We start from the raw sequence: 15,153 nt of genomic DNA, 5'->3' as shown, positions 1-15,153 counted from the left end.
CTTATTGTATTCGACCGAGCCTCAGCCGTTAGACGAGCTTGCGAGTCTTACGGATGAGGACAGCAAAGCCATGGCAGGCGAAGTTTGACGTAGCCAACGGGCGAAAGGACAATTTAGAAACAGCCCCTACACCTTGGCGAACCGGATGGTGTCCCCGTTGCCGAGATAGGCCTTGTCCTTGGTGCGGAAGCGGGCGGTGCCCTCCACCACCGGGTAGCCCGCGTCGATGAACTTCTTGGCGGTGACGATGCCGGTGCAGTGGTTGCAGCCCACCTTTTCCAGGTTCCACTTGCGCAGTCCGATGACCAGGTCGTCGTACTTGGGGTCCCAGTCCTCGAAGGGCGAGATGTGCAGTCCGCCGTACAGGCCGTGGAACCGGTCGTGTTCGTAGGCCAGTTCGCGGTAGGCGGTGTCCGCGAACAGGATGATGCCCTGGTGGCAGCACCCGGTGATGCTGACCAGCCCCAGGTCCGCCACGTTGAAGTACAGCGACTGTTCGCCGAACACCCGGCAGATGATGGGCACGTCGAACATGTAGCTGGCCATGCCCGGCTCGATGGGGTGCAGCCCCTTCTTTACCTTGACCAGTTCTCCCTTGTGCCCGGCGTCCTTGATGTACTGCAACCCTTCCGCATAGAACGAGTCGGGGATGTAGATCTTGATGCCCGGCGCGTACTTGAGGGTTACCGGCAGGCCCCAGAAGTGGTCGAAGTGCTCGTGCGAGACGATGAGCGCCTCGATTTCGCCGTTGGCGAGCATCTTGTCGATGCCCTCGCGCCGGAAGCATTCGTCCGTCCAGGCGAACGACCAGCCGGAGTCCAGCAGGTACTTGCGCACCTTGCCGTCCATGTCCTCCACTTCCACCAGGGCGGCGAACCCCCCGGCGTTCATGGGGTTGACGCTCTTGGCCTTGGTGATTTCCCACGCTTCCTCGAGCCGGTTGGGCAGCAGGTCGCGGATCTGGGCGATGCCCTTCTGGTACGACCCCTTGCCGAGCCCGGTGCCGTCGCCGAACGGCGGCCAGTTGTAGGTGTACTGGTCCACCAGCAGGCCCCCGGCGCTCTTGATGTCGGCCATCAGCTTGCCGTTGTCGAACCAGCTGGTTTCCGAAACGACCTTGGCCTTCACGCTGCGGCAGGTGCCGAAGGACTGCATCTTGCGCTGCACCTTGGGCAGGTCTTCGAACCGGCGGGACGAGTACGAATACGCGCCCATGGCCCCCAGGGTTCCCAGCCCCACGCCCAGTGCCGCGCCCTTTATGAAGTCTCGCCTGCTGAATGACGTCTTGTTGTCCGACATGGCGGCCTCCTTGGGCTACTTGGGAATGAGGGTGACGGATTCGGAAACCACGGGCACCATGCGCACGATGACGAAGTACAGCGCGACGCCCACGGCGGTGCCCACGGCAAGGCCGGGCAGCATCCTGGGGCTCCAGGTGTGCTCCGCCTCGCGCGCGGCGGCCTCTGCCGCCAGTTCGTCGGCGGTCTTCATGCGCATGGTCCAGCCGGGCCAGTTGTCCATGAACCAGTAGTTGATCAGCCAGATGTTGATCAGCCAGATGGTGGGAATCATGGGGAACTGCTGCGGGTGCGAGAAGCCCTTCTGCGTGCCCAGGAACAGGTGCGAGGTGCGGTAGTACACGGCGTACACCGCAAGGCCCGCCGCCACCACGATGGCGGTGCGCACCAGCATGTTCACCGGGGTGGAGAACTTGCGGGGCCAGTTGTCGCAGTACATGTACAGGAACAGCGCGGGCAGCAGGAAGAAGATGGCCGTCTCGCCCACGTGCAGCCAGCGCCAGTCGGGCGCGGCGTCGCGCTTGTGGCCCCGGATGGCTTCACCCCAGGCCAGTTCCTGCGCGAAGTAGAAGAAGAAAGTCAGGGCCAGCGAAATGGCGATGATGGCGAAGAAGATGGACAGCCGCCTGCCCCACGGGTTGCGGATGGCCGAGAACGGGTAGCGTTCCCAGATGGTTTCCATCAGCCACACCACCACGGTGCAGCACATGATCCACGCGATGTGGAAGTTGCCCGACACCGTGTTGGCGAAGGCCTCCCAGTAGGGCGGGGTGATGGAGGTGAACTCCTGCCACGGGTAGTACAGGATGCCCATGTGCGGGTGCATGGTCATCAGGTAGATGAGCGTGCTGAGAAAGAAGGTGACGATCCAGATGCTCATGCCCTTCACCGGCTGCTTCAGGTCCTGCCAGGGGGCTTCCTCCATGGCCACCACCCAGGCCGGGCTCAGCCACGAGGCGATGGCCGCGAACATCAGGCACGCCGTGGCCGCGTATTCCGCCGCGAAGAATTCGGTGATGCCCTTCAGCTTGGTCAGCTGGTCGGGGTTGAAGTAGGCCATGGCGTAGTTGCCCAGCAGCCCTTCGAAGAAGCCCTTGATCAGGGCCAGCATCAGGGCCACCGAAAGCAGGGTGAGAATGGCGCCCTTCACCAGCGGGTGGGCCTTTTCCATCCATTCCCGGCGGAAGGGCCAGAAGTCGAAGATGTAGGCGACCCAGATCAGGATGATCAGCAGCCAGCGGGTGTACATGTAGCCCACGTAGGGGGTGTACAGCCGCATCACCCCGCGCGGATCCTGGAAAATCCACCACGTGGCGTAGAAGATGACCAGCGTGAACAGCAGGTTGACGATGGCGGGCAGGGGCCCCTTCCACCGCTTTTCCAGCTTTCGCGCTTCAAGGAAACTGACGGATCCGTGAGACATGACGGTTCCTCCTCTGTTGGGGTGCGACCCTTGGAATCCCCAGCCGGTTATGCGCTGCGCGGGGGGCGAGCCCGCGCGGTGACGGTTCAGTGGGGGTGCCCGGCGTCCGTTGCGTCCGTTGTGTCTGGCGCGGCGTTGATGCCGGGGGCGGCCTCGCCGGTTTCTTCGGTGGCGCCGGAGGCCCGGACGCCGGGCGGGGCCATGTCCAGCATGGCCCGGTGCAGGTGGTGCAACAGGTCGCCGGGGTCGGCGTCGGCGGGCAGGCCCATCCGCTCGGCCTCCAGGCGCAGCAGTTCGGGCGTGAAGTCGCCGCCGGGGCCGCACAGGGGCGTACCGCCGGAAAATGGGGCGGGGGGCGCTGCGGCCGCCGGATGCCCGCCGCTTTCGGCGGCAGCGGCGGTGACGCCCGCCGCGCCGCTCACAAGGTCCGCCCCCAGCGAGAACAATCCCCGCAGGAATCCGGCGCGCGTGGTGGTCATGCGTCCATCCCCCGCTGGTCCAGTTGCGCGCGGATGAACGGGGTGCATTCGGTGCCCGCGTACTTCTCCATGCAGCGGCACATGCGCAGCACGCGCTCCTCCATGCGCAGCCGGGCCTCTTCCGGATCGTGCCGCTTCAGGGCTTGCAGCACCTTGACCAAGTCGGCGAAGAACTGGTCGCGCTCGTAGTCTTCCATGGCGAACAGCAGGTCGATGGCCGAGGCTCCCGCCGGGCACAGCTGTTCGACGGTGGCCACCAGCGCGGGATTGCCCGTGGCCTCGGCCAGGGCGTGCATGAAGGCCACGGTCTGTTCCCGCGCAAGGCCGGGGTTGCCGCCGAGAATGGCGCGGCTGAGGGAGGTCATGGTTCCTTCGAGGCGGGAAAGGCCGGAGGGGGAAACGGTGACGGCGCACAGGGCCGCCAGGGGGGGCAGGATGATGTAGGCGGCTTCCAGCCGGGCCATGCCGGACTGGGGACCCACGGCGTCGGTGTAACCGCCGCGCTCGCGGCGGGACCGCAGGTAGCATCCGCTGCCCCGGCGCACCTCGACCATGCCGCGCGCCTGCAACACGCGCAGCGCTCCGCGCACCGTGGGGCGGCTGGTGCCCAGCATGCCCGCCAGCTGGCGTTCGGGGGGCAGCCTGCCGCCCACCTCCCATTCGCCGCAGCGGATCCTGCCCAGCAGGTCCGTGAGAATGGCGGATTCCTTTTCCATGCACGCCTCCGTGGGGCGGAGCGCCGGGCGCCGCCTGCGGGTGTTGCCGGAAGGGGGGCGGGGTATCGTGCCGTCGGCTTGCGATGCCGCCCCATTGGTATGACCGATAGTGATGTATGTGAGCGCTTGCAAGCTGTATGTCCGCAGAAAATCACTCATCGTGCAATGTGCGGGTTTTCATGTGCTTTTTCGTGCGTGATTGGTAAGACCACTTGGGTCGCATTCGACTGGCGCTCGCCGGAAAGCAGCACGGAGCCCGCGGGCAATGCCGCCAACGCGAAGCGCCCGCCGGGCGTGCCGACGGGCGCTGTACATGCGGGGGAAGGAGGGGAGGGAACGAAAGGGAAACGCCTCAGGACCCCTGGTGGCGCTGGCGGGTCCGCCATGCCTGAATGGCCTTGTCGAACGGATCGAACAGGATCGAGTATTCCGGCAGGCCCGTGGTGGGGAACGCCGCCGGACGCCTCGAGCACAGTATGAGCACCGCGCGCAGTACGCCGCGCCGGTAGAAGGGCTTGGCGAAGTACGAGCGGATGCCCCTGGGGATGAACAGCGCCCAGTCGATGGCCTTGATGCTGTCCAGGGTGTCGTCCACGATGAGCGAGTCGAGCTTGTAGCTCACGATGTCCTGCGCGATGGTGCCGTCGAAGGGGAACATTTCGCCCTGCGGCATGCCGGTGAACGGCTCCCCGGCCCAGTGCACGAAGACCTTGTTGCGGCGCTGGTGGATGTCCGAGAACAGCAGTCCGTCGCAGTCGTAGCTGGGCAGCCGGAAGGCGTGCAGGGTCGCGAGGATTTCGGCGATGTCCGACAGGGGTTCCAGCCGGGCGTGGAGGTCCTTTTCCAGCCGGGCGAATTGCCGGTCCGGGGGCGGCGCGGTGCGCTCCTCCACATCCTCGTCGCCGGAGGCCGAGCGCAGGTCGGTCAGCGAGACGCGCAGCAGCCTGCGCCCCTTCAGGGTCAGCAGGCGCACCGAGGTGCGGGCCGAAAAGGTGGCGTGGCTGCGCCGCACGTACTCCAGCTTGCCCTCCCACTTGCGGGCGAACACGATTTCCTCGAACAGGCGGTGCACCCGGTTGGTCATGCCGGGGTGGTGCAGCATGCCGAAATCGAGATGGGTCATGCCGTTGCCGGGGTACATGAAGGCAGAGGCGGCGGCGGAGTTCAGGGAAAGCACCTGGCGGGTGTCGAAGTCCACGATGAGGGTGGGGTTTTCGGCAAGGTCGATGAGCATTTGCTGCTCGGCATCCTTTTCAAGAATGCCGCGAATGCCTTCGGCCCGGTCGGAAACGTCCATCAGGTAGCCCATGTAGTAGCGCGGGTCGCGCGGGCTGGACCATCCGGCCACCTTGAGCCAGCACAGCTGTTCCTCTTCCTGCCCGGATGCGCAGACCCGCACGATGGTCTCGGCCGCGTCGCCCCGCTTCATGGCCTCCATGAAGGCCTCGATGAAGTGCAGGTCTTCGGGCAGCACCACCCTGCGGCGGAAGTCCGGGCTCTTCATGAACAGTCCGGACCTGTCCTCGAGCACGGGCAGCTTGCGCGCGTTCAAAAGCTCGATGCGCGACCTGGCGATTTCGATGCGCCACAGCAGCGCGGGAAAGGTGAGCAGGTAGTCGCTCATCTCGTCCCGCGAAATCTCGCGGGTGGCCACCACGTCCTGGGTTTCGATGCGGTCGATGTAGATCATCCGTCCTGCTCTCGCTGCTGTCGGCAACCCTTGGCGGGAATCCTGCCCTTCATGGAGACGACCCTACCTTACCGGAGGGGCGTCGAAAAGTATTCACTCACTCCGTCCGCGCGGGGGCGAAGAGGAGGGAGAGGCCGGGGCAGGCCGGGAAGGGCGGGCCAGGAGGGGCAGACCGGACAGGCGGCAACGTACCGAATGGTACCATTTCGTGCCCAAAGTGTACGTAACGACCATCTTCGGCGGGTCCGGGGTACGGACCGGGGGCGGCCCGGACCGTCGCCACGGGCCGGTATGCGGCGCCTTTGCTGGCGAGGCCGGGCCGCGCCGTTGCTGGCACATGCTTTGCTGTCGTGCCTCCACAAGCATGAAGGAGGCCGGCATGAGCGCAGCCAGCGTGTCACCCGCCGGGGCCGCCCCGGCGGTCCATGAGACCCGTAAGACCCGTCAGGTCATCATCAACGACACCACCCTGCGCGACGGCGAGCAGACGGCGGGCGTGGCCTTCACGCTCGACGAACGCCTGGCCGTGGCCCGTGCGCTGGACGCCGCGGGCGTGCCGGAGATGGAAGTGGGCATCCCGGCCATGGGCCCGCACGAGGTGGACGAGATACGCGCCATCGCGGCCCTGGGCCTTGCGGCGCGGCCCATCGTGTGGTGCCGCATGCACGAGGCGGATCTGGCCGCCGCGCGCGGCACGGGCGTCGCCACGGTGAACCTGTCCATTCCCGTCTCCGACCAGCAGATCACCCGCAAGATCGGGCGCGACCGGGCCTGGGTGCTGCGGCGCATCGAGGCCATGACCGGCGCCGCGCTGGACATGGGCTTTGCGGTGTGCGTGGGCGGCGAGGACAGCAGCCGGGCCGACCCGGACTTCCTGGCTCTGGTGCTGGAGGTGGCGGAACGCTGCGGCGCGCGCCGCTTCCGCTTCGCGGACACCATGGGCGTGCTGGACCCCTTCGCCACCCATGCGCGGTTTCTGTCCATGCGGGCGCGCAGCGGCCTGGAGCTTGAAATCCACGCCCACGACGACCTGGGGCTGGCCACGGCCAATACCCTGGCCGCCGTGCGCGGCGGGGCCACCCACGCCAACACCACGGTCAACGGGCTGGGCGAGCGGGCGGGCAACGCCCCCCTGGAAGAGGTGATCATGGCCCTGCACCTGCTGCACGGCATGCCCACCGGGGTGCGTCCCGCGCTGCTGCCGGGGGTATCGGCGCTGGTGGCGGCCGCCTCGGGCCGCCCGGTGCCGCCGGGCAAGCCCATCGTGGGCGAGAACGTGTTCACCCACGAGTCGGGCATCCACGTCAGCGGCCTGCTGCGCGACCCGGCCAACTACCAGCACATCGACCCACGCGAATTGGGCCGCGACCACCGGCTGGTGCTGGGCAAGCATTCTGGCGCTGCGGCCGTGCGCTGGGCCTACGGACGGCTGGGCATCCGGCTGGACGAGGAGGGCGCGCGGGCCGTGCTGCCCCTGCTGCGCGAGCATGCCGCGCGCACCAAGCGCCCGCCGGAACAGGCCGACCTGCTGCGCTTTCTGGATGCGGCGCGGGGAGCCGGAACGCCGGAAGATGTCGGCGATGGCGTGCCCGGTGACCCGCACGGCAAGCGGCCGGGTATGCGTTGCGCCAGCCCGTCCGCTCACCCCCATGCCGTCTGCCCCCATGAATGACGGACGGAACGACGGAGGCACCCATGCGGCCATTCCTGTTTCCGGAGCCCCCGGCGGGCGCGTCGGGCGTCCCATCCCATTCCCGTGTCCTTCAACGTTTCGCGCCGGTGAGGGCCATGACCTGCGAAAAGAAACACAGCGACGAGGCGCGCACCTGCGGCGGCGGGGTGTGCCGGGGGGGCATCGTGCCCCTGCTGCACGAAATCGGGCGCATGCTCTCCGGGCCGGAGGACTTCTGCGCCGCGCTGGACCGCATCCTGGGCTACATGCACGCCGAAATGGGCGTGCGGCGCGGCATGATCAGCCTGCACCACCGCGAGTCGGGGCGCATCTTCGTGCACCGCAGCATCGGCCTGACGCCGGAGGAGCAGGAACGCGGCGTGTACCACCTGGGCGAGGGCATCACCGGCCGGGTGGTGGAGACGGCGCGGCCCATCATCGTGCGGCGCATCGGTGACGAGCCCGCCTTCCTCAACCGCACCCGCAGTCTTTCCGGCGGCCCGGACCTGGAACTGTCGTTCATGTGCGTGCCCATCCTGCGCGGCAGCAAGGTGCTGGGCACCATCAGCGCGGAACGCCTCTACGAGGACCGGCGCTTTCTGGACCGCCACGTGGACGTGCTGATGGTGATGTCCCACATGCTGGCCCACGCGGTGGAGCTGTACCTGGTCGAGAAGGTGGACCTGGCCCGCTGGGAACAGCGCACCCGGCTGCTGGTGGACCGGCTGAAGGAGCGCTTCCACCCCGCCAGCATCATCGGCGCGTCCGCGCCCATGCGCGAGGTGTACGCCCTGATGCGCAAGGTGTCCCAGACCCGCACCACCGTGCTGCTGCTGGGCGAAAGCGGCGTGGGCAAGGAGATGATCGCCAACGCCCTGCACTACGACGGCTCCAACCCGGAAGGGCCGCTGGTGAAGTTCAACTGCGCGGCGTTGCCGGAAAACCTGGTGGAAAGCGAACTGTTCGGCCACGAGAAGGGCGCGTTCACCGGCGCGGTGCAGACCCGCAAGGGGCGCTTCGAGGAGGCCGACGGCGGCACCATCTTCCTGGACGAGGTGGGCGAACTCTCCCCGGCCATGCAGGCCAAGCTGCTGCGGGTGTTGCAGGAACGGCGCTTCGAACGGGTGGGCGGCAACCAGAGCATACCCGTGAACATCCGCATCATCGCCGCCACCAACCGCAATCTCCAGGAGATGGTGGCCCAGGGCGCCTTCCGCGAGGATTTGTACTACCGGCTCAACGTGTTTCCCATCATGGTGCCGCCGTTGCGCGAGCGCGGCAGCGACATCGTGACCCTGGCCGAGCACTTCATGGCCCGCTACTCCCGCGAGACGGAAAAGAACGTGTCCACCATCGCCACGTCCGCCCTGAACATGCTGGTGCAGCACGACTGGCCGGGCAACGTGCGCGAACTGGAAAACGTCGTCCACCGCGCGGTGATCCTGACCGAGGACGACACCATCCACGCCCACGACCTGCCGCTGTCGCTGCAATCGGCCATGGCGCCGGACGCGGGCGCGCCCGGCGGGCTGGAGGCGCGCCTGGCCTGCGTGGAGTACGAGATGCTGGTGGAAGCCCTGCGCGCCCACCGGGGCAACACCACCGAGGCGGCGCGGGCACTGGGCCTGACCCGGCGCATCATGGGCCTGCGCATGAAGCGTTTCAATCTGACCTACCGGCAGTTTCGCAGGGGGGAGGGGGCGCCTGCCAGCTAGTCCCGCATGTCGGGCCATCCCCATGGTTTCCACATGCCCGCAGCCTTTCCCCTCTGTTTACTCCAACCGTCCAGCGCACCGTGAGAAAGGAGCCGCCATGAACGCCACCGAACCTGCCGCCACCCCGCGCGACGCCTCGAAGCATCCCTGCTTCAACAAGGCCGCGTCCGGCACCTGCGGCCGTGTACACCTGCCGGTGGCCCCCGGCTGCAACATCCAGTGCAACTACTGCGACCGGCAGTACGATTGCGCCAACGAATCGCGCCCCGGCGTGACCAGCGCGGTGCTGAAACCCCGCCAGGCCCTGGAATACATGCACCGGGTGCTGGAGGCGGAACCGCGCATCACCGTGGCGGGCATCGCCGGGCCGGGCGACCCCATGGCCAACCCGGAAGCCACGCTGGAAACCATGCGCCTGCTGCGCGAAGCCTACCCGCACCTGCTGTTCTGCCTGTCGTCCAACGGCCTTGCCATGCCCGCCCACCTGGACGACCTGGCCGCCTTCGGCGTCACCCATGCCACGGTCACCTGCAACGCGGCGGACCCGGCCATCGGCGCGTCCATCTACGCGTGGGTGCGCGACGGCCGGACCACGTATCGCGGACAGGACGCGGCGGAACTGCTGCTGCACCGCCAGAAGCAGTCCATCGCCGGGCTGAAGGCGCGTGGCATCGCCGTGAAGGTGAACACCATCGTCATTCCCGGCATCAACGACACCCACGTGACCGCCGTGGCCGAAATGGCCCGTGCCCTGGGCGCCGACCTGCACAACCTGATGCCCCTGCACCCCAACCCCGGCACCCCGTTCGCCGACGTGACCGAACCGTCGCCCGCGCTCATGGAAAACCTGCGCCTGGCCGGGGCGGCCCTGCTGCCCCAGATGACCCACTGTCGCCGCTGCCGGGCCGATGCCGTGGGCCTGCTGCGCGAGGACCGCTCCAGCGAACTGGCCCCGGTGCTGGCCACCTGCGGGGGCCTGACCCCGGCCGGACCGGGCAGGGTGGGCGAGCCCGCGCGGCGCAAGCGGTGCGGCGGCGGTGACGGCAGCGGCGGGGGATGTGGTGGAGGCGGAGGGTGCGGTGGCGGCGGCATGCTGCGGCGCACCACCGGCGCGGCGCACCCGGAACCGCTGCGCGCAACCGCCCTTGACGGTGCTGCGCGGCCCTACGTAGCCGTGGCCTCGCGTGGGGGGCTGCGGGTGAACCTGCACCTCGGCAAGGCCGAAACGCTGCACATATGGGAACCGCTGGAAGGCGGCGGCTTCCGGATTGTGGAGGAACGCATCCTGCCCGCGCCGGACAGCCCCGGCCGCTGGGAACATCTGGCGCGCGGCCTGCACGACTGCCGCGCCCTGCTGGTGGCCGCCCTGGGCGACGTGCCGCGCACGGTGTTGACCTCGCACGGGGTCAACGCCGTGGCCTGCTCCGGCATGGTGCTGGACATGCTGCGCGCCGTGTACGGCGAGGAAGCCACTTGCGTGGACGGACTGCCCGTAGAAGAACTGGGCACGGTGCGAGACCAACTGATGGTGTGATGGGAAGCTAGAGAAAGGCCGTGGTTAGATAAAAATACGGCGGCATGGTGTTGCACCATGCCGCCGTGGATAACGTTGTCGTCATGTTGTGGACTATCCTTTGGGTGGATACGGATCCTTTCCATGGCTATCAGATTCGCGGATTTGCCCATTTCTGCGGTGAATCTGTAGCTCGGTCTCTTGGTTCCGGCTTATTTCTCTCGCGATTCCGATAGCCTCTGCCTGCGTGTTTGTCCGATGCGAAGCGCGTTCATTACCATCACGCTTTACCTGCCACCCCCCGTCCGGGTGTGGCATTACTCGATGAGTATCCCTGCTCATAGTCTTTTCCACCTCCTTTTTCCCGTAGATTAGACATGCTCTAACCATGTCTTTGGGGTTTGTTTGAATATAGCAGGCAGTTTTTTATCTGTCATCCTCTCTAGAATAATTCAAGAAATCGCAAGTTAGGATTTCATCGTATTGATTTTGTTATCTGTTGATGGATAGGCGCGGAGTGTTAGTGGGGATAGCTAGCTTTTCCCGCCGCAACTGTCGCACGAGACATCCGCCAGCAACCCCCGGTCGAAGCGGGGGTGCCGGGGTGCCGGGTACGACGCCGGGCGGCTGTGCATGGCGCGCAGCCGGGCAAGGTAGGTGGCGGGCAGACCGCACTTTTCGCCGCCTCGCGCGATGAATTCGAGATATTCGCGGCTGGGGGGCACGGGGGTGCCCAGCACGTCCTTCTTGTACAGCAGCACGTGGTGGGGGCCGCCTTGCGCGTCGGTCACCGTGGCCGGGTAGTGGAAGTAGCTGCCCGCTCCGTCCAGCCGGGCGTCCTGCCAGGCATCCAGCCTCCCCATGTCGGTGAAGGTCAGTTCCAGCACCACGCCCCACACCTCTTGGCCGGGCGCGGCGGTCACCGTTTCCAGCCCGCCGTCCCAGATGCGGGTGTGCCCGTGGAAGGACAGCCAGTGGTCGGCCAGCCGGGCCACGGTCACCACGCGGGGCAGGGCGGAGCAGCGGGCGCGCAGTTGGGCCGGATTCATGTTGGATCCGTAGGCGAACAGGTAGGCCCGGTCCGGCCTGCCGTAGGTCATGACCGCCTGGGCCGGGTCGCGCGCGGCCTGCCGTGCGTCCGGTGCGGCGTCCGGATTGGTGATGCCGGGCATGGTGCCTCCCGCAGGTTGCCGGTGGATGAAACGGCGGAACCGCCCCGCCCCGCGTGATGTCCGGGTGCGGCGGCGGCTCCGTGGGCGGGCCGTCCGGACGGCATCACCACATGTTGAGGACCCATTCCTTGTTCTTCTTGTATTCCATGTCCGAGAACAGGGTGTTGGCCATCTGCTCAGCCAGCCAGGTGGCCCCGGCGTAGCCCACCACGGGGTGGCGGTGCATGCCCGCCCGGTCGTAGGTGGGAAAGCCCACCCGGAACATGGGGATGTTGTAGTCGATGGAGATGAACCGGCCCTTGGAGTGGCCCAGGATCAGGTCCAGTTCCAGCCCCTTGTTCTTGATGCGGTCTTCCAGTTCCCAGAAGTCCGCGTTAGTCACGATCTCCATGTCGTGGTCCACGTTCTCCTGCAGGGCCTTGATGCGCGGGTCGGTCTTGTAGTTGGGGTTGTCGTCGCCCAGAAGCAGCAGCATGGGCTTCATTTCCAGGTCCAGACAGAACTCGGCCAGGCCGATGACCAGGTCGGGGTTGCCGTAGATGGCCACCCGCTTGTCCGCGAAGAACATGTGCGTCAGGTCGGTGATGGCGTCCAGGGCGATGCCGCGTTCGCGCACCAGCGATTCCGGAATGGGCTTGCCGGTCAGCGCCTTGAGGTTGCGCAGGAAGGTGTCGGTGTTGCGAATGCCGATGGGCGTGGGCCCGATGATGGTCGGGATGTCGAATTCCTGTTGCAGGTACTTGGCCGCCCTGCCTCCCTCGTAGGGGTTGAGGGCGATGGTGCCCATGGCGTTGGCCGTGCCCCGCAGGTCGTCCATGGTGGTGTTGCCGTGGGCCACGTGGTTGCCGTGGGGCATCAGCGGCGCATCGAAGCTCTCGATCTCGAACAGCACCGTGGCGTCGATGCCCATGGCCGAAACCAGGTGCTTCAGTTCGGTCACGTCGCCGGGGTTCACCCAGCCGGTGAGCAGGTTCAGCTTGCCGTTGGGTTCGGTCTTTTGGGCGAAGTGGCTGACGAAGTCCTTCACCGCCACGTCGTAGCCGCTGACCATGCTGCCCACGAAGCTGGGGGTGTGGATGGGGATCAGGTGCACCTCGCGGCCGGGATATTTTTCCTGCAAGAGCCCGGCGTTCAGCTTGGTGACCACGCCGTCGATGTCGTCGCCGATGACTTCCGTGGAGCAGGTGGAGATGATGGGCACCACCTTCACGTCGGGGTAGCGCATCAGCAGCACGTCCACGGCTTCCTCGACGCGGCCGCACGCGCCGAACACCGCGCCGTCCTCGTGCACAGAAGAGGAGGCGATTTCGAAGCTCTCCTTGAAGTGCTGCGAGAAGATCAGGCGCACGAACATCACGCAGCCCTGGCCGCCATGAACGATGCCGATGCAGTCCTTGATGCCGATGCTGGCGAACTGCGCCCCCGCCGGCTGGCAGGTGAAGATGGGGTTGATACACCCCGGGCGTTCCTTTTCCTTTATTTCGCAGGCCATGGCGGTCTTCCTTCTAGTATTTCTGGTCCGTCAGTTCGAGGTTCAGCGAGCCGGTGACGGTCAGGAACTCGATGCGTTCATGCAGCCCCTGCATGAGTTCGGCGATTTCGTCCCTGCTCATGTCCGCCAGCCACGCGTAGCGGGCGCGAAAGGCGTCGGCCATGCACACGGCGTCCACCCAGTAGCAGCGGGCCTCCGGGGTGGAGATGTCCACCGGCTCGCCGCACAGAAGCTGCCTGGTCCTGGTCAGGATGCCTTCGTTCTGGCGGGTGCGGTCCCAGGCGCGGGAATGGAACTGCCACAGGCATTTCTTCATGATGTAGTCGACAAGCTGTTCGGTGCGGTCCTTCATGACGTCGTCCTTCATTGCGTCGCCCATGGTGGTCGTCTCCCTGTCACACCGCGTCACACCGCGACGGGCTGCGGCTCGAAGGCGGGATAGGTCTTGCCCCGCAGGTCCACAAGGCTGTCGTACTTGCCGGTGTAGGGCCGCATGTTCGGGGCGTTGCGCACCTCGTCGGGCAGGTTGGCGTCCGACAGCATGCGCCGGGTGACGAAGCCCTTGTCGGTGGGGATTTCGTCCTTGCTGATGTCCAGCTTGGACAGCTCGTGGATGGGCGAGTAGATGGCGTTGTAGATGTCGCGCGCAAAGCGCACCCAGCCCTCGAAGCCCTTCCACGGCCCGTTGTGGTAGGCGTGAGCGTTCAGGTAGGGCACGCGCACCTTCTTGGCCACCTCGCCGGGGCGCTTGCCGGTGAAGATGATGTCGGGCTGCAACATGTCCATGGCTTCCAGCCCTTCCAGTTCGTTGGGGTCGTCGATGGCAAGGGCGCCTTCCTCGCAGCGGGCGATGCCCTTTTCCATGTCCCCTTGGTGGCCGAACTTGGTGTACACCGACACCACGTCCACGCCCATTTCGTCGTGGATGACGTGAGCCCAGTGCCACAGCTTGGAACCGCCGGGCCACAGGCACACCTTCTTGCCGGTCAGGCGGGCCCTGTACCAGTCCAGTTCCGGCTTCCAGCGGGCGGTTTCCTCTTCGATGATGGCCTGGGCGCGGTCCTCGATGCCGAAGAACAGCCCGATCTTGCGCAGCGAGGTGCCCAGCGGTTCGAAGCCGAAGCCGTCGATGTCCAGGCGCGGCGTGCCGTAGCGCTGGCGCAGTTCGTTGCAGATGTATTCCGCCGACCGGGCGCACTCCAGCACGTTCAGGTGGGCCAGGTGCATGCCGCGCAGGCCGTCGTACGAACCGTTGCCGGTGAAGGTGGACAGGACCTGGATGCCCATGCGCTTGAAGTAGTCCTGCATGACCTCCTGGTCGCCCTGGATGTTGTATTCGCCCACGTAGTTGATCACGTAGTCGCTGGTGATCTCCGGCTCGAAGGTGCCCACCTTCTGGTTGATCCAGGCGATGTTGATCTTGTGATGCCCGCCCGACTGGCTGGGGCCGCCGAAGCCCGGCGAGTTGCACACGAAGATGTCTACATCGGGCATTTCTTCCATCACTTCCTGCGCGATGGCGTTGATGTCGTCGCCGATGAGGGCGGACGCGCAGGTCTGGTAGATGGTCATGTGCTTGATGTGCGGCACGGCCTTGAAGCTGTCGATGATGGTCTGCTTCAGCAGCTTTTCCGCCCCGAACACGATGTGCTTTTCCTTCATGTCGGTGGCGAAGGTGTACTTGAGCTGGAAGTTGTCGTTGTCGCTGATGTAGCGCTTGGTCTGCCACGTGTCGTAGGTGCAGCCCACGGGGCCGTGGCTGAGGTGGATGACGTCCTTCATGGGCGTGCCGATGACGTGCTTGGCGCCGCAGTAGGCGCAGCCGCGCTCGGATATGGTGCCCGGAATGGTGTTCAGGTAACCGAGGGGCAGCGCGTCGGCCAGCGTTTCGCCGGGGCCCTTGATGACGGCGTGCTTCTCGCGCTCGGGAATGCATTCGCTGCATTTGAAAAGATGGTACGGCATGTCTCGTTCCTTTCTGTC

At 66.3% G+C, this 15,153-nt stretch carries 13 protein-coding genes; 3 read left to right on the top strand and 10 right to left on the bottom strand.

Annotation, left to right across the window (positions count from 1 at the left end):
- Positions 1–126: 126 nt before the first annotated feature.
- From ACR4XJ_RS12125 to ACR4XJ_RS12105, 5 genes are all read right to left on the bottom strand, one after another.
- Positions 127–1,299, bottom strand: a complete 1,173-nt coding sequence (locus ACR4XJ_RS12125; RefSeq protein WP_434755437.1) for a twin-arginine translocation signal domain-containing protein — start codon at positions 1,297–1,299, stop codon at positions 127–129.
- Between the two features lie 15 nt (positions 1,300–1,314).
- A complete protein-coding gene (locus ACR4XJ_RS12120; RefSeq protein WP_434755436.1) occupies positions 1,315–2,721 on the bottom strand; it encodes a hypothetical protein in 1,407 nt (468 codons plus the stop codon).
- Between the two features lie 86 nt (positions 2,722–2,807).
- Entirely contained in the window at positions 2,808–3,200 is a 393-nt protein-coding gene (locus tag ACR4XJ_RS12115; RefSeq protein ID WP_434755435.1) for a hypothetical protein, read from the bottom strand.
- The gene (locus tag ACR4XJ_RS12110) at positions 3,197–3,916 is read right to left on the bottom strand and encodes a FadR/GntR family transcriptional regulator (RefSeq protein ID WP_434755434.1); all 720 of its coding nucleotides are present in this window, start codon (positions 3,914–3,916) and stop codon (positions 3,197–3,199) included. The genes ACR4XJ_RS12115 and ACR4XJ_RS12110 overlap by 4 nt, the downstream gene beginning before the upstream one ends.
- A gap of 352 nt (positions 3,917–4,268) precedes the next feature.
- On the bottom strand, positions 4,269–5,606 hold the full coding sequence (locus tag ACR4XJ_RS12105) for a hypothetical protein (RefSeq protein WP_434755433.1): 1,338 nt from the start codon (positions 5,604–5,606) through the stop codon (positions 4,269–4,271).
- A 379-nt stretch (positions 5,607–5,985) separates the two neighbouring features.
- Here ACR4XJ_RS12105 and nifV point away from each other — a divergent pair, with 379 nt between their 5' ends.
- The 3 genes from nifV (at position 5,986) to ACR4XJ_RS12090 (ending at position 10,527) form a co-directional block, all read left to right on the top strand.
- On the top strand, positions 5,986–7,278 hold the full coding sequence (gene nifV / locus ACR4XJ_RS12100) for a homocitrate synthase (protein ID WP_434755432.1): 1,293 nt from the start codon (positions 5,986–5,988) through the stop codon (positions 7,276–7,278).
- Positions 7,279–7,394: 116 nt separating this feature from the next.
- Positions 7,395–8,993, top strand: a complete 1,599-nt coding sequence (locus tag ACR4XJ_RS12095) for a sigma-54-dependent Fis family transcriptional regulator (RefSeq protein ID WP_434755431.1) — start codon at positions 7,395–7,397, stop codon at positions 8,991–8,993.
- Between the two features lie 97 nt (positions 8,994–9,090).
- Entirely contained in the window at positions 9,091–10,527 is a 1,437-nt protein-coding gene (locus ACR4XJ_RS12090; protein ID WP_434755430.1) for a radical SAM protein, read from the top strand.
- Positions 10,528–10,620: 93 nt separating this feature from the next.
- On the opposite strand, the gene ACR4XJ_RS12085 is transcribed toward ACR4XJ_RS12090, so the two are convergent.
- The 5 genes from ACR4XJ_RS12085 to anfD all read right to left on the bottom strand — a co-directional run bounded on the left by ACR4XJ_RS12085 (position 10,621) and on the right by anfD (position 15,135).
- Entirely contained in the window at positions 10,621–10,824 is a 204-nt protein-coding gene (locus tag ACR4XJ_RS12085) for a DUF2188 domain-containing protein (RefSeq protein WP_434755592.1), read from the bottom strand.
- 215 nt (positions 10,825–11,039) lie between these two features.
- The gene (locus ACR4XJ_RS12080; protein WP_434755429.1) at positions 11,040–11,678 is read right to left on the bottom strand and encodes a gamma-glutamylcyclotransferase family protein; all 639 of its coding nucleotides are present in this window, start codon (positions 11,676–11,678) and stop codon (positions 11,040–11,042) included.
- Positions 11,679–11,781: 103 nt separating this feature from the next.
- Positions 11,782–13,170, bottom strand: coding sequence for a Fe-only nitrogenase subunit beta (gene anfK, locus ACR4XJ_RS12075; RefSeq protein WP_434755428.1), 1,389 nt, complete (start codon positions 13,168–13,170; stop codon positions 11,782–11,784).
- Positions 13,171–13,183: 13 nt separating this feature from the next.
- Entirely contained in the window at positions 13,184–13,549 is a 366-nt protein-coding gene (gene anfG / locus ACR4XJ_RS12070) for a Fe-only nitrogenase subunit delta (RefSeq protein WP_434755427.1), read from the bottom strand.
- Between the two features lie 26 nt (positions 13,550–13,575).
- Complete coding sequence (anfD, locus tag ACR4XJ_RS12065; protein ID WP_434755426.1) at positions 13,576–15,135, bottom strand: nitrogenase iron-iron protein, alpha chain; 1,560 nt, start codon at positions 15,133–15,135, stop codon at positions 13,576–13,578.
- Positions 15,136–15,153 lie beyond the last annotated feature (18 nt).

Source organism: Nitratidesulfovibrio sp. D1 (assembly GCF_051133415.1).
Taxonomy (GTDB): domain Bacteria; phylum Desulfobacterota; class Desulfovibrionia; order Desulfovibrionales; family Desulfovibrionaceae; genus Cupidesulfovibrio.
Note: the sequence above shows the minus strand (reverse complement) of the source record. Positions and strands in the feature narration are given on the sequence as shown.

What these genes read in the sequence shown, in the direction of transcription:
- nifV (WP_434755432.1), top strand. Translation starts at nt 5,986, where the DNA reads ATGAGCGCAGCCAGCGTGTCACCCGCCGGGGCCGCCCCGGCGGTCCAT.
- anfD (WP_434755426.1), bottom strand. Translation starts at nt 15,135, where the DNA reads ATGCCGTACCATCTTTTCAAATGCAGCGAATGCATTCCCGAGCGCGAG.
- ACR4XJ_RS12110 (WP_434755434.1), bottom strand. Translation starts at nt 3,916, where the DNA reads ATGGAAAAGGAATCCGCCATTCTCACGGACCTGCTGGGCAGGATCCGC.
- ACR4XJ_RS12120 (WP_434755436.1), bottom strand. Translation starts at nt 2,721, where the DNA reads ATGTCTCACGGATCCGTCAGTTTCCTTGAAGCGCGAAAGCTGGAAAAG.
- ACR4XJ_RS12095 (WP_434755431.1), top strand. Translation starts at nt 7,395, where the DNA reads ATGACCTGCGAAAAGAAACACAGCGACGAGGCGCGCACCTGCGGCGGC.
- ACR4XJ_RS12115 (WP_434755435.1), bottom strand. Translation starts at nt 3,200, where the DNA reads ATGACCACCACGCGCGCCGGATTCCTGCGGGGATTGTTCTCGCTGGGG.
- ACR4XJ_RS12105 (WP_434755433.1), bottom strand. Translation starts at nt 5,606, where the DNA reads ATGATCTACATCGACCGCATCGAAACCCAGGACGTGGTGGCCACCCGC.
- ACR4XJ_RS12090 (WP_434755430.1), top strand. Translation starts at nt 9,091, where the DNA reads ATGAACGCCACCGAACCTGCCGCCACCCCGCGCGACGCCTCGAAGCAT.
- ACR4XJ_RS12085 (WP_434755592.1), bottom strand. Translation starts at nt 10,824, where the DNA reads ATGCCACACCCGGACGGGGGGTGGCAGGTAAAGCGTGATGGTAATGAA.
- ACR4XJ_RS12125 (WP_434755437.1), bottom strand. Translation starts at nt 1,299, where the DNA reads ATGTCGGACAACAAGACGTCATTCAGCAGGCGAGACTTCATAAAGGGC.
- anfK (WP_434755428.1), bottom strand. Translation starts at nt 13,170, where the DNA reads ATGGCCTGCGAAATAAAGGAAAAGGAACGCCCGGGGTGTATCAACCCC.
- anfG (WP_434755427.1), bottom strand. Translation starts at nt 13,549, where the DNA reads ATGGGCGACGCAATGAAGGACGACGTCATGAAGGACCGCACCGAACAG.
- ACR4XJ_RS12080 (WP_434755429.1), bottom strand. Translation starts at nt 11,678, where the DNA reads ATGCCCGGCATCACCAATCCGGACGCCGCACCGGACGCACGGCAGGCC.